Genomic DNA, 24,958 nt, shown 5'->3' on the forward strand with positions numbered 1-24,958 from the left:
TATGAGCACCACTGCCGTTTCCTTGTCAATGCCCGTCGTTCCGCGTCGTCGCAGGTCGCCCGAAGAGGTGGCTGCTGCTGCCCCGGTGACCGGGGAAAAACGCGTTCTCCTGGCAGCGCCGCGCGGCTACTGCGCCGGTGTTGACCGTGCAGTGATCGCGGTGGAGAAGGCGCTGGAACACCACGGAGCACCTGTCTATGTGCGTAAGCAGATTGTCCATAATGTCCATGTGGTGACGTCGCTGGAAGCTCAGGGTGTGATCTTTGTGGAAGAGAACGAGGAAGTGCCCGAAGGGGCCCTGGTAGTCTTTTCCGCTCATGGTGTTTCACCGGCCGTGGTGCAGTCAGCTGCTGACCGTGGCTTGCGCACCATTGATGCCACCTGCCCTCTCGTGACTAAAGTCCACAAAGAGGCGGTGCGTTTTTCCAAGGAAAACAAACACATCCTGCTCATCGGCCATGAAGGCCATGAGGAAGTTGAAGGCACCTACGGGGAAGCCCCGGAAAGCACCACCATTGTCAACAACCCGGAAGAAGCCCGCACCGTGCAGGTGCAGGATCCGGAGAATTTGATCTGGCTCTCGCAGACCACGCTCTCTGTTGATGAAGCCATGGAGATTGTTGAGATTTTGCGGGCCCGGTTCCCGAAGTTGCAGGACCCGCCCAGCGATGACATTTGCTATGCCACCACCAACCGTCAAGGTGCCATCAAGGAGATCGCCCCGCAGGCGGACCTCGTCATCGTGGTGGGTTCGGCCAACTCCTCCAACTCAGTGCGTCTGGTTGAGGTGGCCCTTGAATACGGCGCCAAAGCCTCCTACCGTGTTGACTTTGCTCACGAAATTGATGAGACCTGGTTTGAAGGTGTGGCCTCCGTTGGTGTGAGCAGTGGTGCCTCTGTTCCGGAGGTTCTGGTGCAAGAGGTGTTGCTCTTGCTCGCCGACTACGGCTACGCCACCGTGGAGGAAGTCGTCACGGCTAAGGAAGATATCTTGTTCTCCCTGCCCAAGGAACTACGGGCCACCATGAAGGCGGCTGGTGATCCTGACTACAAAGGTGTGCGCAGCTCCAATCTGCTGTAAAAATCCGCGAAGAAAAGCATGAAAAACAGAATGGCCCGGCCACTGAGGACCGGGCCATTCTGCTCTTAAACTGCTAACTGCTAACAGCATCGATTCCATCGGTGCTGAACTCTTCATCGGTGCTGAACCCGGCTGCGGTGTTGCGCTGAGAAGAGCTAAAATCGCGTGTGTTGAATTCTGGAGCGGTGAGCAGGCGTGGAGTGTTTTCCACTTGAGCCGGGGACTCCAAGGTCTTGGGATCCAGTGCGTTGAGCTTCCGGGCCGTGGGCAGAACTCTGCCCTCAAGGGTGCCCACGAGCTTGTTGTAACGGTCCACACTGGTTTTCAGTGAAACACCCACGGCAGAGACTGCTTCTCCCATAGTGCCTAGACGTGTGTAGAGCTGGGCTGAGAGTTCAAAGAGTTCCTTGGCGCTTTCGGTCAGCACGTCCTGGCGCCAGCTAAAAGCCACCGCCTTCAGAATGGCCATGAGGGAGATGGGAGATGCCAGAACCACGTTCTTGGACAGGGCGTAGTCAAGAAGCTCTGGATCTGCGCTCAAAGCTACGGAAAGGATGGATTCCACCGGAACAAAGCAAATAACCAGTTCGGGGGAGTTCAGCGCTGAGCTCCAATACTTCTTGCCGGCCAAGGCATCGATGTGAGCCTTAACCGCCTTCGCATGGCGAGCCAAGTGTTGTGCGGATGCGGCGCTGTCTGTTGGGCCGGCGTCGTGCGCGTTGAGGAAGGCAGCCAAGGGGACCTTTGCATCAAGGACCAGTTCCTTGCCGCCGGGCAGCCGCACCACCATGTCTGGGCGGTGCACGCCGTCATCAGTTGAAGAGTGGACCTGTTCGAAGAAGTCCACGTGGGCCAACATGCCGGCAGCTTCCACCACGCGGCGCAGCTGGACTTCGCCCCACTTGCCCCGGACACTGTTGGAACGCAAGGCGGCCTCCAGTGAGGAGGTTGTGGCCAGTAATTTGGCGTCAGCGTCCCGCGCATCACGAAGCTGCTCCGCGAGTTGGCCATACTGTTCAACACGGTCGCGTTCCAGCAAAGAAACCTGACGCTGGACAGCATTGAGCTTCTCCGAGACCGGACCCAGTGCCTGCAATACGTGGGAATCGGAACCCTGTTGCGCCGTCAGGGCGTAATTTTGCGAGGCTAGGAGCCGGCGCTCGGCATCAGCAGCTGCAAAATTCGCTGTGAGCGCGGAGGCCCGCTCATGGGCGGCATCGGCTTCCTCGTTCGCGGCGCGCAGCCGCGCCATCAGCACCCACGCCACTGCCGCAGCACCGAGTACGGCGCCAACCACCAACATTAATATAGCTACAAGCCAGCCAATTCCATTCATGGAACCACCTTCGCACGGGGCACTGACATTCTTGGATTTTGCCGCGCATCGGGCCGCGCACCGGGTGAATAAGCTTAAAGTGCGGGCAAACGGTAGAATCACATACCGTGGCTCTTACTATTGGCATCGTCGGACTGCCCAACGTCGGCAAATCAACCCTTTTCAACGCACTGACACGCAACAATGTGCTCGCAGCGAACTACCCGTTCGCCACGATCGAGCCCAATATTGGTGTTGTCAGCCTGCCCGATCCCCGTTTGGCAAAGCTTGCAGAGATCTTCGGATCACAGCGCCTGCTGCCCGCAGTGGTGTCCTTCGTGGACATTGCCGGCATCGTCAAGGGCGCCTCGGAAGGTGAAGGCCTCGGCAACAAGTTCCTGGCCACCATCCGCGAAGCCGAGGCCATCGCCCAGGTCATCCGGGTCTTCGATGATCCGGATGTTATCCATGTGGACGGCAAGGTTGATCCCCGCTCCGACATGGAGACCATCAACACCGAGCTGATCTTGGCTGACATGCAGACCGTTGAAAAGGCCATTCCGCGCTTGGAAAAGGCCGTTAAGCTCAAGCAGCGCGACCCAGCCGAGCTGAAAGCTATCCTTGCGGCGCAGACTGTTCTTGAACGCGGTGACACCATCTTTTCCTCCATCAAGAGTGACAAGTTGGAGATGGAGCACTTGTCTGAACTGAGCTTGCTCACCGCGAAGCCATTCATCTACGTGTTCAACGTGGACGATGCAGTGCTGGGCAATCCGGAGCGCCAAGCAGAATTGAGCGCCTTGGTGGCCCCGGCGGAGGCCATCTTCCTTGACGCCAAGCTCGAATCCGATCTTGTTGAACTTGACGAAGAAGAAGCCCGGGAAATGTTGGAGATGAGCGGCCAGGAAGAGTCCGGTCTGGACCAGCTGGCCCGCGTCGGTTTCCACACTCTCGGTCTGCAGACCTACCTGACTGCCGGCCCCAAGGAAACACGGGCCTGGACCATTCACCAGGGCGACACCGCGCCCATGGCTGCCGGCGTCATTCACACTGACTTCCAGCGCGGCTTCATCAAGGCCGAGGTGGTCCATTTCGATGACCTGATCGAGGCTGGTTCCATGCACGAGGCCAAGGCCAAGGGCAAGGTCCGCATTGAAGGCAAGGAATACGTCATGCACGACGGCGACGTGGTGGAGTTCCGCTTCAACGTCTAGTCGTGTTTGGACTGCTTCGTGAAACGCCCGGGTTGCCTTTGCAACCCGGGCGTCTTCGTCCGCGGGTGTGGGCCGGGACTGGTGGCATATCATTGTCTACTCTGGGCCGTGTGAGCTCGAAATGGTGCATCCTGCTGACGCTGCGCCCGCCTTCAAGCCTGTATTCGTTACAGTAGCAATTCTGCTTTCCGCAGCCCTTCCATTCGTTAGTTCTGTGCAGCCTCGGCGCCGTCGGCCCCCGCCGCTGTTATGAGCTGGCACTCGATCTACTACGGGTATATCGCTTACGGGCTGTAGCGCGTGTTGGACGCTCCCTATACTCGCTACGATCAGTTGGCCCAGGGGCGTACGGTCAGTATGGCCTTGGCCTTGGCCTTGGCCTTGGTCGTGGTTGGTCAGTTACTCCATGGGGGAACAATCAAGGGTGGTAGCGCTATGGCGCTGCGTTACGGGCAGAGGACTTGAAGCTGGCGTCCGGCGGATCACGCGCTGGTTAGTCAGACGCCTATCCCGAGCGCATGGTCGTCGCAAAACAGGCCTGCAACCTCGTAGTCAGATTAGGTTCGACGGAGCACTTCGGTGACTGGGCGTGAACGGAAGTTGGTCAGTTCGCCGGTCATCATCCCAGGACACGCCGCCACCGAGTCTGTGATGGCTGTTTCCAATCCGCGACCCCACAGGACGCTCATCCCGCCGTCGGGAGACACGTTAGGCGGTAAGCGCCTCGGGTGTCCAGTTTGGCCAAGTTGGCTCGCCTACAAGCCGTCCGCGTTCGTATTCGGCGACGCGTCGGAAGGGGTTCTTTGCTGTGCTGTTCTCTAAGAACTCAGTGCGGTCTGCGACCAAGCGCGCAGTCGCGATCAGCTCCCACAGCCGCGCGTGACGATCGCGGATCTTCTGCTCGGGCACGTTGTGGCCACCGCACTGAACGCGTTCGGCAACGCGATTTACGCTCGCATCGACGGGGAGGAGCATTACGTAAAGTTGGACGAGGTACCCGCTGCTGTGGGCCTCCTGAATCAGATCGAGTTTGCTCGGGTGGCTGAACACCGTCTCAGTTATGAATGACCGCCTGACCGCCAACAACTGTGTTCGCTCGTCGGCTGCGGCGCGTGAGGCTTCATAGGCATGCTGCATCTCGGCACCCGGCCAGCGTTTAGCGGCGATCAGGTCCGCGTTCACTAACGGCAGATGGGTCACCGGTTGCAGGATTCGCTCGACATAGGTGGATTTGCCGGAACCGTTCGGCCCGGCGATGAGGTGGAGGATCGGCACCTGTTAGGCGTCCGGGTCGTTGGGAGCAGAGCCAGTGGAACGAGAGCGGTTGTTGGCGTGCTCGTTGCCACCGTGCACGACGACGGCGCCATGCTCGTCCACCTCTGTCCAAGAACGCCCCGCCTGGGAGAATTCAGCAGCAAAATCCAAGCTGGCCAGACGTTCGGTCACTTGCTCATCCCAGTTCGCCCGGACTATTGCTTGGTCCCGCTCACCGAGGTCATCGTATGGTTTTTCTCCGGCGAGAACGTGCTCAATGTCGCGCAGGCTCGTGCTTGGACTAGCTTCAAGCTCGCGCCCGATCCGTGCCCAGTGGTTGAACTGCTGTGCAGCGCTGCGGCTCGCAACAGCACCTAGGGCCTTTGCCGCGTCGAACAGGGCGCCATCCACCCTCATTGGCATCGTATTACTCATGCATCTAGTGTAGTAATTTGCTACATGTGTGGCTAGCGTTGAGACAGCTAGTCGAGTTCAGGCTCGTCAGGTTGAGCAGTCTATTTTACTTTCAGGGCGCTGGGGTGTGCGGGGGCCACTGTCCGTGGCGATGGAGTCATAACCTCTGAATAATGGAGAAATGCACAGGGTTTATGATCCTGCACTGGAAACCCGCGAGTTGACGCGGGAATCACGGGCTCGATGAGGTGCTGCCCAGGCCGCCTGTTCGCCTGTGCCCCGCTCAGCCCAGACCATGGCATCAAGGATTCAAGCACGCCGGTGGCACGCACGGGTCATACGGAGAGCTTTGTCTTGGCTGAAGTCAATGATCTGGTTTTCGTTGATGACACGGCGGCTGAGTTCTGCTTCAGCGTCTGACCAGTAACGTTGCTAACCCGTACTGTAGCGCCAGAGCACCCGGCGGGTTCCACCCTGGCGCGGCCGTTGGATCTTTCCGCTGATCTAGTAGATGGTTAACAAGAAGACCACTCTCAGATCCGTCCAGTATTTATGAAGGAGTATCCAAGCATGAGTTTTACTGTTTATCTTTCCGGTGAGATTCACACCGACTGGCGTGACCAGATCCAGAGCGGTGCACAGGCCGCCGGGCTGGACGTGGAATTTACCGCGCCGGTGACCGACCATCCCGCAAGCGACGCCGCAGGCGACCATCTCGGTGAGACACCCAGCCAGTTCTGGCGTGATCACCAGTCCTCCAAGGTCAACGCCATCCGCACGCGCACCCTGATTGAACAGAGTGATTTGGTGGTGGTCCGCTTCGGGGACAAGTACAAACAGTGGAACGCTGCCTTCGATGCCGGCTACTGCGCCGCACTGGGCAAGCCATACGTTACTTTGCACGATGAAGATATCATCCACCCCCTCAAGGAGGTCGACGCCGGTGCTCAGGCCTGGTGCAAGACCACCGAGCAGGTCGTGCAGACCCTGCAGTACGTGCTCAAGGCGTAAGCCCCGCGGTTGCTCGCTGCCAGAATTCGGTGGAGTTCGGCTTCAACGTCTAGTTCGTTGAGTTCTCGCGCTTTGGAGCCCAATTTTGACACGGATGGGAGCCCAAGATTCCGTATTTTAGACCCGTGTTTGTTTCACCCCTGGCTCTCTTTCCATGTTCCTATACAGCTTTCAAAATGCAAGAAGCCCCATCACCGCAAAGGTATGGGGCTTCTGTCTTGCCGCAGCATCATCGGCAATCTTTCTACGAAATTTAGCGGCAGAAAACCAAGCCCACGCACTCAGGCGCAAGAAAATAGTTTAGGAACTGCACCCATTTATGGGTCACGGCTAATGCAAGGTTGCTGGTATCGGTCTGATCCTGGCGAACTTGAAGGCTCGGTGGGCTTTTCATGCTGAGGTAGTTGAGTGCGCAGTGGATCCGCTGCCTATAGAGGACTCTGTAATCCAGCATCCTGTGCCGTGGGGCTAGTGCACTGCACTGCTCTGCTCTGCACTGCGGGGGTGGGTAACCCAACCATCTGAAAGTAGATCACGGAAGTTCGCGCTTCGCCGTAACATGGGGCGGTGTACATGTGTCTCGCTCAAGGAGAGTGTAAGGATATGGAAAACGTGGCGCCCCCTGTGGTCGGAGAAACGATGTCGCGCGCTGCCCAGTCTGCCTGGATGCAGTCGTTGCGCCGGGAGACCGCGCATATTGAATTTGTCTTCAACAATGGGGACGAAGATCATCCGCTGATTGGGGCGCTAGCGAACCTTGAATCGAGCAGAACGGTTGGTGTTGGCCCAGGCAACGGTTATGCTCGGCCGCGCCGGGCCGCGGTAAAACGCCGGTATGCCTACAGCCGGGACATCATTTTTGCCCTCGATGATCTGGGGTGCTTCTTTCCTGACGCTACAAGCAAAGAGCAATGGACAGGGTTGGGCGATGTTGATGTTGTGTTTCTGGATCACAGTGGCAAGGTCCTGGGGGCCACAGTGACACACGAGGCAATGATCATCACGCCCGGCTACAGCGATGACCCTAAGAAGGCAATTCCCTCAGAAAAGGGGCCAAGGCACCGCTGACATCTCACCGCTGGGAGCCGGAAACCGCCCTGTCAAACGTAACCGTGCGCACCGCGCAGCGAGGGATGTGATCTCCTCAGCAGTGAGCAAGTCCGTCAAGTTTCGGCCCAGCTCACCGTGGAGTCCTTCGCTGACACGATCTACGCCGTCGAGCTCCTGCGCACTTAGATCCTCTCCCAGCCAGCCCCACAGAACCGTACGCAGCTTGTGGTCACGGTGAAAAGTGAGGCCGTGGTCCACACCGTGCCGGCGGCCGTCCGGCATTGCCAGGATGTGGTTGCCTTTGCGGTCTGCGTTGTTGATGATGATGTCCAGAACCGCCATTCGTCGCAGCTCGGGGGAGTCTTCATGAACTAACGCCACCATGGATCCGCTTTCATCCCGTCCCTCGAGGACTTGCTTCCAACCAGTTGCCGGCACACGGTCCACTGGGAGCAGGTTCACGGCGTCTTGCTTGGGATCTTGCTCCTGCCAGAGTTGGACCATGCCTTCGCCCAGCGGTCCATCGCGCAGCCACGTGTGCGGCACAATGTCCCCGCCGAAGACCTGCGAGACCAGGTACGCGGCCACCTCCCGGTGTGCCAGGGCACCTTCGGGAAAATCCCATAGCGGATTTTCGCCTGCTATCGGCTTATAAACAACCACCACATCACCAATGCTGCCCAGGAATGTGGCGTTTGACGCCGTCGTGATGCGGCCAGTGAGGATCAGTTCAGAGGTGGCCAGGTTCGGTGCTGCCATCAGACCTCGGGAAGGGTGCAGACGTGCCCGTCAGCGTCTATAGGGTAACCGCAGAGTGGGCATGCTGGGCGCCCAGCGCCCACAATTTCGCGTGTCCGCAGGGCGAAGGCGCGGGCGGTGCCAACCGGCATTCGTACCAATAGCATTTCTGAGTCGTTATCGCCGGCTTCTTCAAGCCATTCCTCGCTCTCATCACCATCGTCAGCGGTGATGGGGTGGGCCTCAATAACAACCTGGGCCGTGGTGGGGTCCCACCCCAAGCTCATGGCCCCGGTACGGAATTGCTCCGGGACGTCCTCGAGCTGGTCATTGTCAACAAGTTCAATCGGAGTACTCGTGGGAACGCTGAAGGGGTTGCCCTCCATGGTGATGAGCTGGTCGAGAATTTCGTCGATCTTCTGCCCTAGCTGAGCGGCCTGCTGCTTCTCGAGGGAAATACTCACAATCTGTTTCCCGGCGCGCACCTGCAGATAGAAGGTTCGCGCTCCCGGAACGCCAATGGTGCCAACTACGGCCCGGTCTGGCCAGTCAAATTCGTGGATATGTGTAGGCATATCTGTATTCTAGGCACTTTTGGTTCATGGCGCTTTGTGCCCCGCGCCGCCGCCCACCGGCGCATCACCCGCGAGGGTGTCTTTGGAAAGCCACGAGAGATCGCCTGCGGTGGTGTTGGTTGCGTAGACGCTCGGTCTGCTAGTCCCGTAGTGCACGATCGATAGCGAGGCCGGACCAATGTTAATGCGCTGGAATAGGTCAAGATGCATGCCGAAGGCATCGGCAAGGATGGACTTGATAATGTCACCATGGCTGACCGCAACCCACACGGCTTCTTGCCCGTGTTCGGCTTCGAAGGCTGCATCGTGTCGTCGAATTGCTGCAACAGACCTAGCCTGCATCGCGGCCATTGACTCACCACCAGGAAATACGACGGCGGATGGTTGCGACTGCACCATGGGCCACAGAGACTCGGTTGCTAGATCACTGAGTGTGCGGCCCTGCCATTGGCCGTAATCGCACTCGATGAGAGCCGGATCTACCAGCAAAACGGGTGTGCCAGGTTGGCGATCGAGGATGAACTGGGTGGTCTGCTGACAACGCTCAAGAGGGCTCGAAACCACCCCGATAAGGGGCACCGCCGCGAGCCGCTCTCCGGTCTGGGCCGCTTGGTCGCGCCCAATCTGGTCCAGATCAACGCCCGCTGCCCGGCCTGCGAGCAGTCCAGTGGCATTTGCTGTGGTGCGGCCGTGCCGCACAAGAATAACTGTCGCCATGGAACCAGCCTAGCCACCCTGCGTGGAGCAACCCAGACCAAAAGCCTCATGTCAGCAACTTATTGGCCTGGTTCAGCGTGCCGCTATGACCCAAGCACTGGTACATGGATTGTTTGTTTCTTCGGACGGATTTGCTTCCGGATATGAGGTGACGCTGGCCCACGATGCTTCTGGCGTACATGATGTAAGGCTCGGCTTCGGTGCCTGCCTCAGGGATTACGTAGCCTACCTAGAAAATAAGTTCACGGTTGAATCCATCGGTACCCGCAGCGGGCTTATCCACCAGCGCTGGAACAGGAAGCCACGCCTCTGACGCTGGCAGCGCCCACACTCCAAAGACAGTAGCCTTGAGTAGATGAACATAGATTCACAGCCAGAAGCCAAGGCCCAAGATGTGGTTTTTGGCCCACCACGTCAAGAACCACGGCCCCGCGTTTCTGTGGTGATACCTGTCAAGGATGACAGCCTTCTGTTGGCGCGGTGTCTTGCTGCTCTGCACTCGCAGTCCATAAAAGCCAACGAGATCATTGTGGTGGACAACGGTTCAATTGATGACTCAGCGCTGACTGCCCGTCTTGCTGGCGCAACACTCATTAGCTGCTCTGAGCCGGGTATCCCGGCAGCGAGCTCCCGTGGTTACGATTTTGCCAGCGGTGATCTCATTCTCCGCTTAGACGCTGATTGTGTGCCACCGACGTCTTGGATTGAAGATGTTGTGACGGCGTTCGCTGACAGCCCTCAGACTTCCGCGTTGACCGGAACGGCACGCTTTATCGATGGCCCAGCATTTTTACGCACCCCGCTGGCCGTCCTTTACCTCACGGTCTACTGGTTAGCTGCTATGCCAGCTTTGGGACACCGGCCGCTCTTTGGCTCAAATCTGGCCATGCGACGGGAAGCTTGGGAATCTGTGAGTAGTTCGGCACATCGGCGCGATTGTGAGCTCCACGATGATTTCGACCTTTCCTTCCATTTGGGTGAGCACCATAGAGTGAGATATTTGCGCTCCGCTGCCATGGGTATGTCAATGCGCCCCTTCAAAAGCGCGCGTGAGTTCTTAAGGCGGACGCACCGGGGGTTCCGCACGGTCCTGATTCATTGGCCGCATGATTTTCCCCCACGACGATGGCGCAGGCTGGCTTCAGCGAGGAGTCGCAGAGCCGGGAGTAACGCTGGTGCGTTCCAATGAGTGGGAGAAGCGTTGGCGGAGATTATCGTGGGACGGCGCCCTCGGAAGCAATGGCCTTGATTGGTGAGGTGCCTGTGCAGGCACTTCACATCATGGGCTGGAATGTTCGCCGCCACGTCCCCGGCATACTCACACGCTCAGCCGACCGTTGGCAGCAGAGGGCACCGCGAATCCGCGCGCTTCTTAACCAAGAAGCCCCCCTACTTATTGGCATACAGGAAGCGCTGCCTCACCAGGTCGCGTTTGTTCAAGAGTCTCTGGGAGCTACATACAAGGCGGTGGGACACGGCCGGGGACCCCATGGCGCAGGGGAAAGGTGCCCGCTGATTTTTGACTCCAAACGGCTTAAACTTCTGGAATGGGAACAACGGGCACTCTCTGATCAGCCCACACACGCCGGTTCCAGGTCATGGGGAAACCTTATTCCCCGCATTGTGGTCACTGGGATCTTTCTGGACCGCGCCACTGGAAACCATTTTCAGGCCATCAACACACACCTAGATCATCTTTCGGGACGCTCACGTCTGAGCTCCGCCCGTGCCATCAAGCAGTTGGCTGCAGCCAGCAGCTTTCCCACGGTAGTGACCGGGGACTTCAATGCCGCTACGGGATCGCCGCCGCTACTTGAGCTACTCTCGGACGGCATACTGGTTGACACATGGGACGCCGCGCAGACGAGGGTTAGTGAGAAGTGGGGAACTTTCAGCTCCTACCGGGAACCGCGTCGCAACGGTCCACGTCTTGACTGGATTTTGGTTTCCACCGGAGTTCGCGTGGAACGAGCGGGCATCAACGCCAACCGGCACCACGGCGGATGGGGATCGGATCACCTGCCCGTTCATGCCGTGGTGGAATTTGATCAGAGTGGCGACCAACCATGATTGAGAATTTTCTGCGCCGTCCCCATGGTGCTATGGATTTCGTGGCCGAGGCTCTGCGGTTCGTTGCTGTGTTGAGTGTGGTGGTGACCGCGATATTTTTCGAGCCGAGCGACGCTGGAATTATTGCCTTCGCCTTGCCCGGTTTCGTGGCCCCGCGCTTCTTAGGCATGCGCGCCGGGATGGACATGGTTTTTGTGGCCACGCTACTGATCGCCGCATGGAGCAATATTTTTGATCTATACACCAGCATCGGCTGGTGGGATCTGGTGGTTCATCTAGCTGGCAATGGGGTGATCGCCGCTGGCCTGTACCTTTTGCTGGCTCGTGGGAAAGTTGTTCCTGATCCGCGCGGGACCACCTTCACTAAGGGTTCTGGAATAGTGTTGACCGCCATGATGGGGCTAGCGCTGAGTGCTCTCTGGGAAATGGTGGAGTGGTTTGGCCGAGCATTCATTAGCGATCAAATCTTTATTGCTTACGATGACACCATCGGTGACATAGCTATGGGTGGTTTGGGATCCCTCGCCGCCGGATTTGTGGTGGCCTTTATTCCCCTTCTCAGAAAAGACGCAACGTAGCAAAAGGACCCGCTACTGCGCCGAGGCCGTATCAAAGTATTTTGTAAAGAAACCTACCCTGATGGCTCCTCCTGGTACGTCCTGAGCAACTGCAGTCTCTTCGCACGGGCGATCGGGGCGATGCACTGGCCATCAAAAATGGAGGTCCTGCAGCAATGGCGTTGCTGATCAGGCGCTGATGCTCAGAGTTTTACCAATGGTGGAGTCATCCCCGAGGATCCCTAGCAGGCATCCGGCTAGATCTGCTCGGGTAACGGTTCCGGCCAAACGCTCAGCGCTGGAGACCTCCAGCGCCCTCCCTGCCCCTGGTGCAGCTTCTTACTCAGACCCGTGGGCCGGGCCAAGGCCCAGTTCAGCGCCGATGAGAGTGCACAACTAAGCGGTACAGTCCCGCAGCGTGCTTGGCCGCAATGACTGCTTGGGTGACCGCTGTGTGAGGTTGCGCCTCACCTTTCGTGCCGCCCACGGTGACCACAACGGCGTCGGAGCCGGAACTGGCCTCCGTTACGAACACGGTATTACTGGTGTCGCCCTGGATGGCTAGGGTTCCCTCCGGGGTCAGGCCGCTGCGAGAAACCGTGATTACCTTTGTTAGCTGAGCTGCGGTGTCTCGGGCCAGGGTACGACTGACGTTCATAACGCTGCGGTACTCTAGCAATCAGGATTATTCCCGGGACCGGCTAGAAGCTGATGTGCTCCCGGAGACCATATTGAAGCGAAAACCTGGAGGTGGAATGCGGCTCGGACGCATTTTTAAAGTATTGACTGCTGCCGCAGCCCTAGCTCTTACCCTGAGTGCCTGCACTGGTACAGAGCCTGTGCCCAACGAATCCAGCGCCTCGCCCACGGTCACAGTGGGTGGCAATGTCACCGTTCTGGAGAGCACTCCTTTCTCCTCTTTTAACTCATCGAGTGTCACTGGCGGGTCTGCAACGAACACGCGGATTGAGGCAGCTACGCATTCGGGCTTCAACACCGTGGATAGTGATCTGTTGATCGTCAAAAATGAGAAATTCGGCAAGTATGAAAAGGTCAAGGACAAGCCCCTGACCATCAAATACACCATCAATGACGGTGTGCAGTGGTCAGACGGGGAACCTGTCACCGCCGATGATTTGATGCTCCAGTGGGCTGCGCTCTCAGGCTGGTACAACGACGCCGTCCTGGACGGGAACTTCTCCGTCACCTCAGGGACCGCATACTTCCATTCAGCCGGCGATCATTCAGGACTGGCGCAAACCGAGCGCCCTGTCATTAGTGATGACAGGAAATCGCTGACTCTGACCTACACCACAGCATTTTCCGATTGGGAGACGGCATTGGGTTCCACGGTGTCCATTCCAGCGCACATTGTGGCCGTCCGGGCCGGACTGGCTGATGCTCCTGCCCTGTCCAGCGTGCTGGAGAGCGTGCAGCAGGGGGACCCCACCAAGCAGATTCCACCGAACCCCACGCTACGCAAGGTGGCTGACTTTTGGAATACGGGTTTTGATACCCGCAGCATGCCCAACCCGTCTCTGGCCCTCTCCAACGGCCCGTTTCTGGTCAAGGGCATCACCAAGGATAAGGAACTTATCCTGACCAGGAACGCCGATTACACCTGGGGTGACGCTCCGAACCTGGACACCCTCACCGTGCAATACGAGTCCGATCCTGACAAACAGGTGGCTGCCCTTGCTGCAGGGACAGCAGATGTCATATCCCCGCCCATGACCGCCGAGCGAAGTAGCGCACTTGAGGCACTCACATCTTCCGGTGTCAAGATCCAGCAGGGACAAGGACTCGGATTCGATCAGCTGGTGCTGAACTTTGAGGGTGTCTTTGCTCCGCTGGAAATCCGCCAGGCATTCCTGCACACAGTGCCGCGCCAAGACATTATTGACCAAGTAGCTGCACCCCTGGACCCCCAGGCCGAGGTGCTCAATTCCTTCGTGTTCCGTCCCGTGGAGGTGCCGTACAAGGAATCCTCCGGGAGCAATGGCAGCAAGCTTTTTGCCCCGGACGGTGTGGATCCTGACGGATTCATAGCCGCCAAAGAACTTCTCGACGGCGCCAAGCCCACGGTTCGCGTCCTCTACAACCGCGATGACCCGGAACGCCTTGCCGAGTATCAATTAGTGGCAGCCTCTGCCGCCAAGGCCGGTTTTACTGTGATGGATGCCGGAAAGAGCTCGAAAGAATGGATGGCAGCCCTGCGGGCGGGTGCCTTTGATGTGGCGCTGTATGGCTGGACCAGCAACCCCACGGGTTCCGACCAGGTGCCCCAAATTTTCCGTACAGCTGCCCCTTCAAACTTCAACAACTTTTCCAACACCGTGGTGGATCAGCTGACCGAGCAATTGGCCGTCAATCCTGATGGGGCCAAGCAGAACGCGCTCAAGATGCAAATTGATAAATTGGTCATGGACGCCGGATACGGGCTTCCGCTATTTCAGCGCAGTACCCTCAGCGCGACTGGGAAACACGTCTCCGGTGTGACCCACTCTCCTCTGGCCATTGGTCCGTGGGAGAGCATTGCCCACTGGGTCTACGTCAAATAGCCGCCAGATCGGCACCGCATATTGTGCACTATTAAAGGACCCTAAAAGTTTTGACTACTGAAGCTATCCCGGAAAGTGCTCTGCGGATCACTAGCCACGAAGTTCTGGCCTTGCTCTCCTTCAACCCGGGGGAGGGCGCTAGCCTGAGCCGCAGGGTCCTAGATTTGGCTGATCTGCCTCAGGACAGTGATCTGGTACGTGCCGGCCTGACTACGCTGGACGTGCGTGAGATGGCAGCGTCAGAGCAGAACGGCATCAACTTAGTGGGCGGCGCCCTGGTCCTCTCCGTTATTCTTTCCACAGCCGAGCAGTGGTTTGAGATCACTCAATACGGGGCCAGCTCAGACCTGCCAATTTATGTAGTGGATTCTCCGCACGGTTTGGCGGCACTGTTTTCACGCCCCTTGAGTCAGTACTTGTGTGTGCCGTTGCGGACCGGGCTTAACCCCTTGGCATTCGTGGCGCAAACCATCACCAGTGCTGCCGCCGATGCCAAAGGCAAGGGTGGCGGCTTAATAGCTGTGCGTCGTCACCGCCAGGGCCAGGAGGCGCTAGTGGCAAAGGTCAAGGTCAATGCTGACGGAACTGCTGAACTGGCAGGACCGCCGCTGACACAAGGTGGCCAAGCCACCCTTACTGTTCTAAATGGGAGCACAACACCTGGCGAGGCCGCGGTCAAAGCCCTGAACCAGAGCTGATGGCCGGCCCCCGGTCCCTGACTTGCCCGGGGAACTTTAGCTAGGTGGACTTCCAGTACCGCGCAGGTGGCCAAGCACCACAGCTGACCGTACCCAAGCACGACGGCGAGAGGTGAGTTTCGTCACGAAACTTAGCTAACGCTGTCGTGCTTTTGCGGCGGGAATCCGCCATTGTAGGTGTTTTCAAGGTGGCTTTGATGGCAGTTGTGGTGAAAAATTTGCCAATCATGGGATAAAGTGACTAGGCCGTATTTGTCAGTGCGACTAGAATAGTGTTATCTGCCGATTCTTCACGGCCAACCATCAATGTGACTTTCTGCTTTAGCCCTTCCGGGCCTGCAGCCGGGCCCAACTGAAACGAGTCTTCATCCATGAGCGATCTTTCTCTCAACACCGCCTCGCGCAATGACCTGCGCAACGTCGCCATCGTGGCGCACGTTGACCATGGCAAGACCACCCTGGTGGACGCCATGCTCAAGCAAACGCACTCATTTGCCGAACACGGCAACGTTGCTGAGCGCGTCATGGACTCCGGGGACCTGGAGCGCGAAAAGGGCATCACCATCTTGGCCAAGAACACCACGGTTGCCTACAACGGCCCGTCAGCCAACGGTGAAATCATGACCATCAACGTCATTGACACCCCCGGCCACGCCGACTTTGGTGGCGAAGTTGAGCGCGGTCTGTCCATGGTTGACGGCGTGGTTCTGCTCGTGGATTCCTCCGAGGGCCCGCTGCCGCAGACCCGCTTTGTGCTGCGTAAGGCACTTGCGGCCAAGCTCCCCGTGATCTTGCTCGTGAACAAGACCGACCGCCCCGATGCTCGCATCGACGAGGTTGTTGCAGAGTCCATGGACCTGCTCCTGGGCCTGGCTTCTGACATGGCGGACGAAGTTCCGGACTTGGATCTGGACGCCGTATTGAACGTTCCGGTTGTCTACGCATCCGGCAAGCTGGGCCGTGCCTCCTTGACACAGCCCGAAAACGGTTCCGCTCCGGACAGCGAGGACCTTGAGCCCCTGTTCAAGACCATCATCGAGCACATCCCCGCTCCCAAGTACAACCCCGAGGGTGTCCTGCAGGCGCACGTCACCAACCTTGACGCTTCCCCCTTCCTGGGCCGTTTGGCTCTGCTGCGCATCTTCAACGGCACCCTGCACAAGGGCCAGACCGTTGCCTGGGCCCGTGCCGACGGCACCATCAAGCCCGTCAAGATCACCGAACTGCTGGCCACCCAGGCACTGACCCGTGTTCCTACCGAATCGGCTGGCCCCGGCGAAATCGTTGCTGTAGCCGGTATTGAAGACATCACCATTGGTGAGACCCTGACCGACATTGACAACCCGCAGCCGCTGCCGCTGATCACGGTTGACCCGCCGGCCATCTCCATGACCATCGGTATCAACACCTCCCCGCTGGCCGGCCGCGTCAAGGGCGCCAAGGTCACAGCACGCCAGGTCAAGGACCGCCTTGATCGCGAGCTCATCGGTAACGTTTCCCTGAAGGTTCTGCCCACCGAGCGTCCTGACGCTTGGGAAGTACAAGGACGTGGCGAATTGGCTCTGTCCATCCTCGTGGAGCAGATGCGCCGCGAAGGTTTCGAGCTGACTGTTGGCAAGCCGCAGGTTGTGACCAAGCAGGTTGACGGCAAGACTCACGAGCCGATGGAACACATGACCATCGACGTACCCGAGGAATACTTGGGCGGCGTCACCCAGCTGCTGGCAGCCCGCAAGGGCCGCATGGTCAACATGGCCAACCACGGCACCGGCTGGTGCCGCATGGAGTTCATTGTTCCGGCCCGCGGCTTGATCGGTTTCCGCACACGCTTCATGACCGACACCCGCGGTGCCGGTATTGCTGCCTCCATTTCCGAAGGCTACGAGGCGTGGGCCGGCCCCATCGAGTACCGCACCAACGGCTCGATCGTTGCTGACCGCACTGGTGTTGTCACCCCGTTTGCGATGATCAAGCTCCAGGAACGCATGAACTTCTTCGTGCAGCCCACCTCCGAGGTATACGAGGGCATGATCGTTGGCGAGAACTCACGCTCCGATGACATGGATGTGAACATCACCAAGGAAAAGCAGCTCACCAACATGCGTGCAGCTTCCTCGGACACCTTCGAGAACATGACCCCGCCGCGCAACCTTACGCTGGAAGAGTCCCTGGAATTCGCCCGCGAAGATGAGTGCGTTGAGGTCACCCCGGAGTCCATCCGTATCCGCAAGCTGATCCTGAACGCTGGCGACCGTGCCAAGGCTTTCCGCGCCCGCGCCAAGGCCTAACAGCTTGGCCAAAGGGCCTGCCCATCCTGCAAAAGCGGGGTAGGCAGGCCCTTTTTCTGCCCTGAGACTATGTCCTCGGGCCATTTACCATGGCTGTGGTCAAGGTCTCATCTCTATTACGATCCGCGTCGAAAGCGTTTAGTGGTACTTGCCAGTAACCAATGACGATAGCCTCTATGAGTATGAGTTAAGACACTGTCGGGTTCAATGATGAATTCCGTATCCGGTACAACCGGGTTTTGGCTCGAGTAAATCTCAAATAAGGAGGCGGAATGCGTTTCACAAGGACGTACAAAGCGCTGGGAGTTGCGGCTGTACTGGCCCTCTCACTGAGCGCCTGCGGTGGCGGTAGCAGCAATGACAGCACAGACGGCAGCAACGCCGGTGGTGACACCACTAAGGTGATCACAGCGAACACCACCGAGCCTGGCAACGGACTGTTGCCAGCCAACACCAACGAAGTAGGTGGTGGCCGTGTCATGGACCTGATCTTCTCCGGACTGGTTAGCTACGACGCCGATGGTGCAATTGTCAATGAACTTGCGGAGTCCATTGAGACCAAGGATTCCCAGAACTACACCATCAAGCTCAAGTCCGGTGAGACGTTCAGTGATGGCAGTGCCATCACTGCAGCAAGCTTTGTGGATGCCTGGAACTTCGGTGCCGCAGCCAAGAACGCGCAGCTGAACAGCTACTTCTTCGAGTCCATCAAGGGCTACGACAAGGTCTCCGCTGAAGGATCCACAGAGGACAAGATGGAAGGCCTGAAGGTTGTAGATGATACAACTTTCACGGTGGAGCTGGCACAGCCGGAATCGGATTTCCAGCTTCGCCTTGGCTATACAGCCTTCTACCCGCTACCCGCTACGGCCTATGACAACACCAAGTCATTCGGTGAGAACCCCGTTGGCAACGGCCCGTACAAGCTGGCAGCGGACGGCTGGAAGCACGAAATTTCCATCACGTTGGTTCCCAACGAGAAGTACAATGGACCACGCAAGGCCAAGAACGGAGGCGTGACATTCAAGATCTTCAACAACATGGACTCCGCCTATACCGAGGTTCAGTCCAACAACCTGGATATTTTGGACCAGGTGCCGCCGAGCGGCCTGCAGAACTTCAAGACTGACTTCGACGGACGCAATGTCAACCAGCCTTACGCTGGTAATGCCACGATGACCATCCCGTCATACCTGCCGGAATTCCAGGGCGAGGCCGGCCAGATGCGCCGCCAGGCCATCTCCATGGCAATTGACCGCCAGCAGATCATTGACAAGATTTTCTATGGCAACAAGAAGGTTGCTGCGGACTTCACCTCACCGGTCTTGGATGGCTACAACGCCAGCCTCCCCGGTGCTGATGTCCTGAAGTTTGATGCCGCTAAGGCCAAGGCCATGTGGGAAAAGGCTGACGCTATCAGTCCCTGGCCCGCAGGCAAGGTCTTCACCATCTCTTCCAACATCGATGGTGCCGGCAATAAGGAATACATCACGGCCATGGCCAACCAGATTTCCACCAACCTGGGAATCAAGGCAGAGTTGAACCCGATCGCCACGTTCAAGGAAATGCGCGCGCTGGTCAACTCCAAGAAGCTCACCGGTGCCTCACGAGCCGGCTGGCAGGCTGACTACCCGTCGCTGTACAACTTCCTCGGGCCGCTGTACGGTACCGGTGCAGGCTCAAACGATGGCAACTACAGCAATCCTGCTTTTGACGCCAAGTTGAAGGAAGGACTTTCTGCGACAAGCGTTGAAGCCGGCAACAAGCTGTTCAACGAATCCCAAGAAATCCTGCTCAAGGACCTGCCGGTTGTCCCCCTGTGGTACCAGGCTGTCCAGGGCGTGTGGAGCGAGAACGTCAACACCGTGCCCTTCGGTTGGAATGGTGTTCCGCTGTACTACGAAGTCACCGCTAAGTAACAACGGCGACACCCAAGCATGGACATAGTTATGGCATGAAAAAAAGGGGGACCCGGCCTTGACCCGGGTTCCCTTTTTTTCGTTCCCTAAACCATGCCCTGCCACACTCATACATTGCGACTGCTCGCGAACTACAACCCACGGGCGGTGTTCGCACACAGACAGCTAGTGAACAGGTAATTTGATGACTGAATTGTTCTTCCGACCGCAGACTGGGGTGAAACACCCATGTTGATGTTTACGCTCCGCCGCTTCTTGCAGTTGATCCCCGTGTTCTTCGGGGCAACCCTCCTGGTTTATTTTCTTGTTTTTGCTACACCTGGTGACCCCATCGCAGCCCTGTCCGGCGGCAAGCCTATGGCCCCAGCGGTGGAGGCAGCCCTGCGTGCGCAGTACAACCTCGACCAGCCCTTCTGGGTGCAGTATGGGCTCTATCTTAAAAACCTTGTGACGCTCAATCTTGGCCAGACCTTCTCCGGCCAGGAAGTTTCTGCTGTCATTGCCCGCGCCTACCCCGTCACCGCGCGGCTCGCCATCATGGCGCTGGCCTTCGAAACCGTGTTCGGCGTACTCTTTGGCGTTATCGCGGGCCTGCGCAAGGGCAAGCTGTTTGACAGCACTGTTTTGGTGGCATCCCTCGTGGTCATCGCCATCCCCACCTTCGTCCTGGGCTTCGTGCTTCAGCTCGTGGTGGGTGTACAGCTCGGCTGGGCTAAGCCCACGGTCAGCGGATCGGCGCCTTGGAATGAACTGATTCTGCCTGCCGTGGTTCTGGGGCTCGTATCCTTGGCGTACGTGATTAGGCTGACCAGGGCATCCATCAGCGAGAATATGAACGCTGACTATGTCCGTACAGCCACCGCCAAGGGCCTGAGCCGCCGGCGCGTGGTGGTGGTCCACATTCTGCGTAACTCCCTCATCCCCGTTATCACCTTCCTAGGTGCTGACCTCGGCGCCCTCATGGGCGGCGCCATTGTTACGGAGGGCATTTTTAACGTCCCGGGCATTGGCAACCTGCTCTACAAGGCAATCCTGACGGGTGAAAGTGCCACGGTGGTTGCCGTAGTAAGCATCCTGGTAGTTGTGTTTGTGGTAGCCAACCTCGTTGTGGACCTTTTGTACGCCGTGCTAGACCCGAGGATTCGCTATGTCTGAGAACCTGAGCAATAAGAACGAACCGAGTAATCTGGGCTCGAAGTCCCTGCGTCTGGGCAAAACCTCCACACGCGTGATCGAGCATTACGTTGCACCGCTGGAGGAAACACCGCTGGCCGCAGTGGACAAGGTAGAGGAAGGCGGTGCCCCCCTCAGCTTGTGGGCGGAGGCCTGGCGCAACTTGCGCAAGCAACCGCTGTTCATCATCTCTGCGCTGCTGATTGTGCTGGTTGTTGTGGTGGCCATCTTCCCTCAGTGGTTCGCAAGCGTGAGCCCCACGAGCTGCACACTGAACGATTCGGCAGAAGGCCCGCGCCCCGGGCACCCGCTGGGCTCCACCCTTCAGGGGTGCGACGTTTATGCCCGCATGATCCACGGCACCCGGGCATCACTGACGGTGGGTATCTTCACCACCATCGGCGTGCTGATCATTGGTGGGATCATGGGTGCCCTCGCTGGCTACTACGGCGGCTGGCTAGATAACATCCTGGCTCGACTGACGGATGTCTTCTTTGCCTTGCCCTTGATCCTCGGTGCCATCATCATCAACCAGTTGCCCCTCTTCCGGGACAACAAGAGCGTCTGGACGGTTGTGATAGCACTAGTGACCTTCGGCTGGCCCCAAATTGCACGGATCACGCGCGGAGCAGTGATTGAAAACCGAAGCTCGGATTATGTCACGGCGTCCAAGGCCTTGGGGCTTTCGCCCTTCGGTGCGCTGGTGAAGCATGTACTGCCCAACTCCTTGGCCCCCATCATTGTGGTGGCCAGCATCTCCCTAGGCACCTTCATTGTTGCTGAGGCGACCTTGTCCTTCCTAGGTCTGGGACTTCCCCCTGGTGTCATGTCGTGGGGCAACGATATTTCAGATGCCCAGCCGCAAGTGCGCAACAACCCTGCGGTGCTGCTCTGGCCCGCCGCGGCACTGTCCGTGACCGTGCTGAGTTTCATCATGCTTGGTGACGCCTTGCGCGACGCCCTGGATCCCAAAGCTAGGAAGAGGTGATCGGCTTGTCCGGTTCCAACATGAACAAGTCCCCCCGTCCAGCAGCGCCGGGCATTGATGATGTCCCGCTGCTGGAAATCAGGGACCTAGCCATCACCTTTGACACGCAGGGTGGGGAAGTCCATGCTGTGCGCAATGCTCATCTGACGGTCATGCCCGGAGAAACAGTGGCAATCGTGGGGGAGTCCGGTTCGGGCAAATCCACCACGGCCCTGGCTGCTATTGGTCTGCTCCCTTCCAACGGGCGGGTAAGTGGAGGCCAGATCATCTTTGACGGTGAGGACATTACCCACGCCAGCGAGAAGCGGATCATTGAACTGCGAGGCAACTCGATCGGCATGGTTCCTCAGGACCCAATGTCCAACTTGAACCCGGTCTGGAAAATTGGGTTCCAAGTCAAGGAGACGCTCAAGGCCAACGGTTTGGCTGGCTCCAATTCCAAGGAACGCGTGGCGGAGGTACTCGCCGAAGCCGGACTTCCCGATGCGGCGGTCCGCGCCAAGCAGTACCCCCATGAGTTCTCCGGAGGTATGCGCCAGCGCGCATTGATTGCCATTGGCTTGGCCTGCCGTCCACGCCTGCTCATTGCCGATGAACCCACTTCGGCGTTGGATGTGACGGTGCAGGGCCAGATCCTGGACCATCTTGACCGCATGACTACAGAGTTGAACACCGCCGTGCTGCTGATCACCCATGATCTCGGTTTGGCGGCGGAACGTGCCGAGAAGCTCGTGGTGATGTACAAAGGCCAGGTGGTGGAATCGGGGCCCGCACTGGAGATCCTGCGCAACCCGCGTCACCCGTACACGCAGCGCTTGGTGAACTCGGCGCCCTCACTGGCATCCAAACGGCTGCAGTCTGGGAAGGCGCGGGAGGCGCTGGCCGCAGCCGCGGCAGCAACCACCGTGGAAGTGCGCGAACCCGCCGATGTCAGGAAGATGGAAGCGGTAGCTCACGAAGGCGAGCTCAGCAGCCACAAGAAACCTGCGGGCCGGGGGGAGACCATCTTGGAAATCAAGAATCTAACCAAGGTCTTCAAGCTCCGCGGCTCGCTGGGTAAATCTACGGACTTCAAGGCCGTGGATAACGTTTCCTTCAGCGTCAAGCGCGGCACCACTATGGCGATTGTGGGCGAGTCTGGCTCGGGCAAGTCTACGGTGGCGCAGATGGCGCTGAGCCTGTTGGCGCCCACTGAGGGAAGCATCCTGTTCGACGGGGTGGAGGTGAACACGCTGAAAGGGAAGGCGCTCTTTGACTTCCGCCGCCGGGTGCAGCCCATCTTTCAGGACCCGTACGGTTCTCTGGATCCGATGTTCAACATCTACCGCACTATTGAGGAGCCGTTGAAGATCCACAAAATTGGGAACGCCAAGTCGCGGGAGAAGAAGGTGCGCGAGTTACTGGATCAAGTATCCATGCCCTCCTCCACCATGCAGCGCTTCCCCAATGAGCTCTCCGGCGGTCAACGCCAGCGCATAGCGATTGCGCGGGCTCTGGCGTTAAACCCGGACGTCATCATCTGTGATGAGGCCGTCTCAGCGCTAGATGTGTTGGTTCAGGCGCAGGTGCTGAACTTGCTCAACGAGCTGCAGGAGGAGCTGGGCCTGACATACCTGTTCATCACGCACGACCTCGCCGTGGTCCGCCAGATCGCCGACGACGTCTCCGTCATGCAGCACGGGCGGCTCGTTGAGCAGGCCACCACTGATGAGGTCTTCAACAATCCGCAGCAGCAGTACACGCAGGACCTGCTCAGCGCCATTCCCGGAGCACAACTCCTGATCTAGCGCACAACGCAGTTACAGCATGAGCACGGCAAAGGCCGGCACACCCGGGCAAGTATTGCGGGGGTGCCGGCCTTTTGCCTACCCCGGCGCAGGAAGGTGGCTGCCTGGGCCGGTAGATTAGAGGTATGGCTTTCACCACCGGCATGCCGGCCTCCGCACCCCTGTCCCTGCTTCCGGGGGTGGGCCAGGGTTCAACCATCATGTTCATCCACGCCCACCCTGACGACGAAACCATCGTCACCGGGGCCACCATGGCGGCCTGTTCAGCTGCCGGGGCCCGCGTGGTGCTGGTGACGTGTACGCGCGGTGAGCTGGGGGAGGTCATTCCTGCTGAGCTGGCCCATTTGGAAGTAGACCAGAGTGAGTTTTCGCTGGGCACGCACGCTTTCGAAGAGCAGGCTCTAGACGCCCGCGGCCAGGGGGAGGACCACGACGTAGCGGCCCTCGAGGGGGACACAGCGCCCGGTGCCGGGCTGGCCCAAGAACGTGAACGCGAGTTGGCTGCCGCGCTTTCGGCTTTGGGAGTCCACGAACACATGTGGCTGGGCCAAGGGCTCACCGCGCCCGCCACGGGCCCTGTTGTGTTCCGTGACTCCGGCATGGCGTGGGGTGCTGATGGCCGTGCCATGGCAGCTCCCATAGTGCTGTCCGGTTCCTTCTCCCGGGAGCCGTTGGAGCAGGTTGCGCCCTTGCTGGCCGCTGCGATCCGTTCCCTGCGCCCCGACGTGGTTGTCAGCTATGCCGCCGATGGCGGCTATGGCCACCCCGATCACGTCCGGACCCACCAGCTCACCATGGCAGCCCTTCGCGAAGCCGCCTCACCCGCCTCTTCTGGTGAAGGATCTGCCGGGCAGGATGAGTTAGCGGGCTGGACGGTACCCGCCGTGTACGCCATTGTCAGCGACCGGCCCGAACGTCCCCTTGCGGCAGGGGTGCCGCGAATCGCAGTGGCAGGGGATCTTGGCGCCAAGACGGCGGCCATGAAAGCTCACCGCACCCAGATCACAGTAGCGGGAGAGCTTTTTGCACTCTCCGATAACGTGTGGCGCAACATCTTCGCTATAGAGGAGTTCGTGGCCGTGGATCAGACACAGATTTACGGTGCCCCATGAGCGAGCCCGGTGGACTAGAAGCCCCGCAGTATCCGCGCCCGCCTAAGCGTTGGGCCCTCATTACCGCCGCTCTTGGCGCTGGGGTGGGCAGCGGATTGCTGGGCACCTCGCTGCACAGCCACGCGTGGTACGTGGGAACGGGGCCAACAGTATTCCCCTACGGGGCAGCCCTGGCACTGCTGCTACTGGTGGCTGTGGCCCTCTATGTGGGACTTTGGAGTGAGAACGCTTGGGTGTCCGTGCTCTGTGGTGCGGGCGCTTACATCACGGCTGGAGCCTTATCGCTGCAATTGGGCTCAGTGGGAATTATCACGGGCAATGTACAAGGTAGCGTGTGGATCTACGGGATTGCGATCATGACACCGGTGGCGGCATGGCTCGCGTGGGCCGTTTTACGTTCGCAACGCAAATAACGGCGGCAGGATCGCAAGGGCGG

The 24,958-nt window shown here is 58.8% G+C and carries 24 protein-coding genes; 17 read left to right on the forward strand and 7 right to left on the reverse strand.

Going from position 1 to position 24,958, the window contains the following annotated elements; genetic code table 11:
- The first annotated feature begins 1 nt into the window (after window position 1).
- Entirely contained in the window at window positions 2-1,081 is a 1,080-nt protein-coding gene (locus RY113_RS00165) for a 4-hydroxy-3-methylbut-2-enyl diphosphate reductase (protein ID WP_315912877.1), read from the forward strand.
- A gap of 73 nt (window positions 1,082-1,154) precedes the next feature.
- Here the strand turns inward: RY113_RS00165 and RY113_RS00170 are convergent, their stop codons facing one another.
- Complete coding sequence (locus RY113_RS00170) at window positions 1,155-2,417, reverse strand: DNA recombination protein RmuC (protein ID WP_315912878.1); 1,263 nt, start codon at window positions 2,415-2,417, stop codon at window positions 1,155-1,157.
- A gap of 107 nt (window positions 2,418-2,524) precedes the next feature.
- Here RY113_RS00170 and ychF point away from each other — a divergent pair, with 107 nt between their 5' ends.
- On the forward strand, window positions 2,525-3,610 hold the full coding sequence (gene ychF / locus RY113_RS00175) for a redox-regulated ATPase YchF (protein WP_110107249.1): 1,086 nt from the start codon (window positions 2,525-2,527) through the stop codon (window positions 3,608-3,610).
- A 708-nt stretch (window positions 3,611-4,318) separates the two neighbouring features.
- On the opposite strand, the gene RY113_RS00180 is transcribed toward ychF, so the two are convergent.
- Window positions 4,319-4,885, reverse strand: a complete 567-nt coding sequence (locus RY113_RS00180) for a zeta toxin family protein (RefSeq protein ID WP_315912879.1) — start codon at window positions 4,883-4,885, stop codon at window positions 4,319-4,321.
- 3 nt (window positions 4,886-4,888) lie between these two features.
- A complete protein-coding gene (locus RY113_RS00185) occupies window positions 4,889-5,299 on the reverse strand; it encodes a TA system antitoxin ParD family protein (protein ID WP_110107247.1) in 411 nt (136 codons plus the stop codon).
- A gap of 549 nt (window positions 5,300-5,848) precedes the next feature.
- Between RY113_RS00185 and RY113_RS00190 the strand changes: the two genes are divergently transcribed.
- Both RY113_RS00190 and RY113_RS00195 read left to right on the forward strand, forming a co-directional pair.
- The gene (locus RY113_RS00190; protein ID WP_110107246.1) at window positions 5,849-6,289 is read left to right on the forward strand and encodes a YtoQ family protein; all 441 of its coding nucleotides are present in this window, start codon (window positions 5,849-5,851) and stop codon (window positions 6,287-6,289) included.
- A gap of 603 nt (window positions 6,290-6,892) precedes the next feature.
- Window positions 6,893-7,357, forward strand: coding sequence for a hypothetical protein (locus RY113_RS00195; RefSeq protein WP_315912880.1), 465 nt, complete (start codon window positions 6,893-6,895; stop codon window positions 7,355-7,357).
- Here RY113_RS00195 and RY113_RS00200 read toward each other — a convergent pair.
- The 3 genes from RY113_RS00200 to RY113_RS00210 are packed head-to-tail and all read right to left on the reverse strand — an operon-like array spanning window position 7,331 to window position 9,369.
- Window positions 7,331-8,098, reverse strand: a complete 768-nt coding sequence (locus RY113_RS00200; RefSeq protein ID WP_315912881.1) for an SCO1664 family protein — start codon at window positions 8,096-8,098, stop codon at window positions 7,331-7,333. The two genes, RY113_RS00195 and RY113_RS00200, sit on opposite strands and share 27 nt — an antisense overlap.
- Complete coding sequence (locus tag RY113_RS00205; RefSeq protein ID WP_110107243.1) at window positions 8,098-8,652, reverse strand: DUF3090 domain-containing protein; 555 nt, start codon at window positions 8,650-8,652, stop codon at window positions 8,098-8,100. The genes RY113_RS00200 and RY113_RS00205 overlap by 1 nt, the downstream gene beginning before the upstream one ends.
- A gap of 24 nt (window positions 8,653-8,676) precedes the next feature.
- Window positions 8,677-9,369 carry a histidine phosphatase family protein gene (locus RY113_RS00210; protein WP_315912882.1) on the reverse strand — a complete coding sequence of 231 codons (693 nt, stop codon included), beginning with the start codon at window positions 9,367-9,369 and terminating at the stop codon, window positions 8,677-8,679.
- A gap of 85 nt (window positions 9,370-9,454) precedes the next feature.
- On the opposite strand from RY113_RS00210, the gene RY113_RS00215 reads away from it, so the two are divergent.
- From RY113_RS00215 to RY113_RS00230, 4 genes are read left to right on the forward strand one after another with little or no spacing between them, the layout of a single operon-like run.
- Window positions 9,455-9,682 (forward strand): hypothetical protein, encoded by a 228-nt coding sequence (locus tag RY113_RS00215; RefSeq protein ID WP_315912883.1) that lies wholly within the window; start codon window positions 9,455-9,457, stop codon window positions 9,680-9,682.
- A 42-nt stretch (window positions 9,683-9,724) separates the two neighbouring features.
- On the forward strand, window positions 9,725-10,558 hold the full coding sequence (locus RY113_RS00220; RefSeq protein WP_315912884.1) for a glycosyltransferase family 2 protein: 834 nt from the start codon (window positions 9,725-9,727) through the stop codon (window positions 10,556-10,558).
- The gene (locus tag RY113_RS00225; RefSeq protein ID WP_245932278.1) at window positions 10,555-11,439 is read left to right on the forward strand and encodes an endonuclease/exonuclease/phosphatase family protein; all 885 of its coding nucleotides are present in this window, start codon (window positions 10,555-10,557) and stop codon (window positions 11,437-11,439) included. The genes RY113_RS00220 and RY113_RS00225 overlap by 4 nt, the downstream gene beginning before the upstream one ends.
- Entirely contained in the window at window positions 11,436-12,017 is a 582-nt protein-coding gene (locus tag RY113_RS00230) for a hypothetical protein (protein ID WP_110107239.1), read from the forward strand. The genes RY113_RS00225 and RY113_RS00230 overlap by 4 nt, the downstream gene beginning before the upstream one ends.
- Before the next feature lie 352 nt (window positions 12,018-12,369).
- On the opposite strand, the gene RY113_RS00235 is transcribed toward RY113_RS00230, so the two are convergent.
- Entirely contained in the window at window positions 12,370-12,654 is a 285-nt protein-coding gene (locus RY113_RS00235; protein WP_110107238.1) for an NAD(P)H-binding protein, read from the reverse strand.
- A 97-nt stretch (window positions 12,655-12,751) separates the two neighbouring features.
- Between RY113_RS00235 and RY113_RS00240 the strand changes: the two genes are divergently transcribed.
- The 9 genes from RY113_RS00240 to RY113_RS00280 all read left to right on the forward strand — a co-directional run bounded on the left by RY113_RS00240 (window position 12,752) and on the right by RY113_RS00280 (window position 24,935).
- On the forward strand, window positions 12,752-14,557 hold the full coding sequence (locus RY113_RS00240) for an ABC transporter family substrate-binding protein (protein ID WP_315912885.1): 1,806 nt from the start codon (window positions 12,752-12,754) through the stop codon (window positions 14,555-14,557).
- Window positions 14,558-14,607: 50 nt separating this feature from the next.
- A complete protein-coding gene (locus tag RY113_RS00245) occupies window positions 14,608-15,255 on the forward strand; it encodes a hypothetical protein (protein WP_110107236.1) in 648 nt (215 codons plus the stop codon).
- Window positions 15,256-15,626: 371 nt separating this feature from the next.
- Window positions 15,627-17,543, forward strand: a complete 1,917-nt coding sequence (typA, locus tag RY113_RS00250; protein WP_110107235.1) for a translational GTPase TypA — start codon at window positions 15,627-15,629, stop codon at window positions 17,541-17,543.
- A gap of 272 nt (window positions 17,544-17,815) precedes the next feature.
- Entirely contained in the window at window positions 17,816-19,462 is a 1,647-nt protein-coding gene (locus tag RY113_RS00255) for an ABC transporter substrate-binding protein (RefSeq protein WP_110107234.1), read from the forward strand.
- A gap of 228 nt (window positions 19,463-19,690) precedes the next feature.
- Window positions 19,691-20,617: an ABC transporter permease gene (locus tag RY113_RS00260; protein ID WP_110107233.1), complete on the forward strand. Its 927-nt coding sequence runs from the start codon at window positions 19,691-19,693 to the stop codon at window positions 20,615-20,617.
- Complete coding sequence (locus tag RY113_RS00265) at window positions 20,610-21,623, forward strand: ABC transporter permease (RefSeq protein ID WP_315912886.1); 1,014 nt, start codon at window positions 20,610-20,612, stop codon at window positions 21,621-21,623. Before RY113_RS00260 ends, RY113_RS00265 begins: the two co-directional genes overlap by 8 nt.
- A gap of 20 nt (window positions 21,624-21,643) precedes the next feature.
- On the forward strand, window positions 21,644-23,410 hold the full coding sequence (locus tag RY113_RS00270) for an ABC transporter ATP-binding protein (protein WP_110107289.1): 1,767 nt from the start codon (window positions 21,644-21,646) through the stop codon (window positions 23,408-23,410).
- A 125-nt stretch (window positions 23,411-23,535) separates the two neighbouring features.
- A complete protein-coding gene (locus tag RY113_RS00275) occupies window positions 23,536-24,522 on the forward strand; it encodes a PIG-L family deacetylase (RefSeq protein ID WP_315912887.1) in 987 nt (328 codons plus the stop codon).
- On the forward strand, window positions 24,519-24,935 hold the full coding sequence (locus RY113_RS00280) for a hypothetical protein (protein ID WP_315912888.1): 417 nt from the start codon (window positions 24,519-24,521) through the stop codon (window positions 24,933-24,935). The genes RY113_RS00275 and RY113_RS00280 overlap by 4 nt, the downstream gene beginning before the upstream one ends.
- Window positions 24,936-24,958 lie beyond the last annotated feature (23 nt).

It is taken from the genome of Arthrobacter sp. lap29 (genome assembly GCF_032458965.1).
Lineage (GTDB): Bacteria > Actinomycetota > Actinomycetes > Actinomycetales > Micrococcaceae > Specibacter > Specibacter psychrochitiniphilus.

Excerpts from the sequence above, each read along its gene's own strand:
- RY113_RS00165 (WP_315912877.1), top strand. The coding sequence starts at position 2 with ATGAGCACCACTGCCGTTTCCTTGTCAATGCCCGTCGTTCCGCGTCGT.
- RY113_RS00170 (WP_315912878.1), bottom strand. The coding sequence starts at position 2,417 with ATGAATGGAATTGGCTGGCTTGTAGCTATATTAATGTTGGTGGTTGGC.
- RY113_RS00185 (WP_110107247.1), bottom strand. The coding sequence starts at position 5,299 with ATGAGTAATACGATGCCAATGAGGGTGGATGGCGCCCTGTTCGACGCG.
- RY113_RS00190 (WP_110107246.1), top strand. The coding sequence starts at position 5,849 with ATGAGTTTTACTGTTTATCTTTCCGGTGAGATTCACACCGACTGGCGT.
- RY113_RS00195 (WP_315912880.1), top strand. The coding sequence starts at position 6,893 with ATGGAAAACGTGGCGCCCCCTGTGGTCGGAGAAACGATGTCGCGCGCT.
- RY113_RS00200 (WP_315912881.1), bottom strand. The coding sequence starts at position 8,098 with ATGGCAGCACCGAACCTGGCCACCTCTGAACTGATCCTCACTGGCCGC.
- RY113_RS00205 (WP_110107243.1), bottom strand. The coding sequence starts at position 8,652 with ATGCCTACACATATCCACGAATTTGACTGGCCAGACCGGGCCGTAGTT.
- RY113_RS00210 (WP_315912882.1), bottom strand. The coding sequence starts at position 9,369 with ATGGCGACAGTTATTCTTGTGCGGCACGGCCGCACCACAGCAAATGCC.
- RY113_RS00215 (WP_315912883.1), top strand. The coding sequence starts at position 9,455 with ATGACCCAAGCACTGGTACATGGATTGTTTGTTTCTTCGGACGGATTT.
- RY113_RS00220 (WP_315912884.1), top strand. The coding sequence starts at position 9,725 with ATGAACATAGATTCACAGCCAGAAGCCAAGGCCCAAGATGTGGTTTTT.
- RY113_RS00225 (WP_245932278.1), top strand. The coding sequence starts at position 10,555 with ATGAGTGGGAGAAGCGTTGGCGGAGATTATCGTGGGACGGCGCCCTCG.
- RY113_RS00230 (WP_110107239.1), top strand. The coding sequence starts at position 11,436 with ATGATTGAGAATTTTCTGCGCCGTCCCCATGGTGCTATGGATTTCGTG.
- RY113_RS00235 (WP_110107238.1), bottom strand. The coding sequence starts at position 12,654 with ATGAACGTCAGTCGTACCCTGGCCCGAGACACCGCAGCTCAGCTAACA.
- RY113_RS00240 (WP_315912885.1), top strand. The coding sequence starts at position 12,752 with ATGCGGCTCGGACGCATTTTTAAAGTATTGACTGCTGCCGCAGCCCTA.
- typA (WP_110107235.1), top strand. The coding sequence starts at position 15,627 with ATGAGCGATCTTTCTCTCAACACCGCCTCGCGCAATGACCTGCGCAAC.
- RY113_RS00255 (WP_110107234.1), top strand. The coding sequence starts at position 17,816 with ATGCGTTTCACAAGGACGTACAAAGCGCTGGGAGTTGCGGCTGTACTG.
- RY113_RS00260 (WP_110107233.1), top strand. The coding sequence starts at position 19,691 with ATGTTGATGTTTACGCTCCGCCGCTTCTTGCAGTTGATCCCCGTGTTC.
- RY113_RS00265 (WP_315912886.1), top strand. The coding sequence starts at position 20,610 with ATGTCTGAGAACCTGAGCAATAAGAACGAACCGAGTAATCTGGGCTCG.
- RY113_RS00270 (WP_110107289.1), top strand. The coding sequence starts at position 21,644 with ATGAACAAGTCCCCCCGTCCAGCAGCGCCGGGCATTGATGATGTCCCG.
- RY113_RS00275 (WP_315912887.1), top strand. The coding sequence starts at position 23,536 with ATGGCTTTCACCACCGGCATGCCGGCCTCCGCACCCCTGTCCCTGCTT.
- RY113_RS00280 (WP_315912888.1), top strand. The coding sequence starts at position 24,519 with ATGAGCGAGCCCGGTGGACTAGAAGCCCCGCAGTATCCGCGCCCGCCT.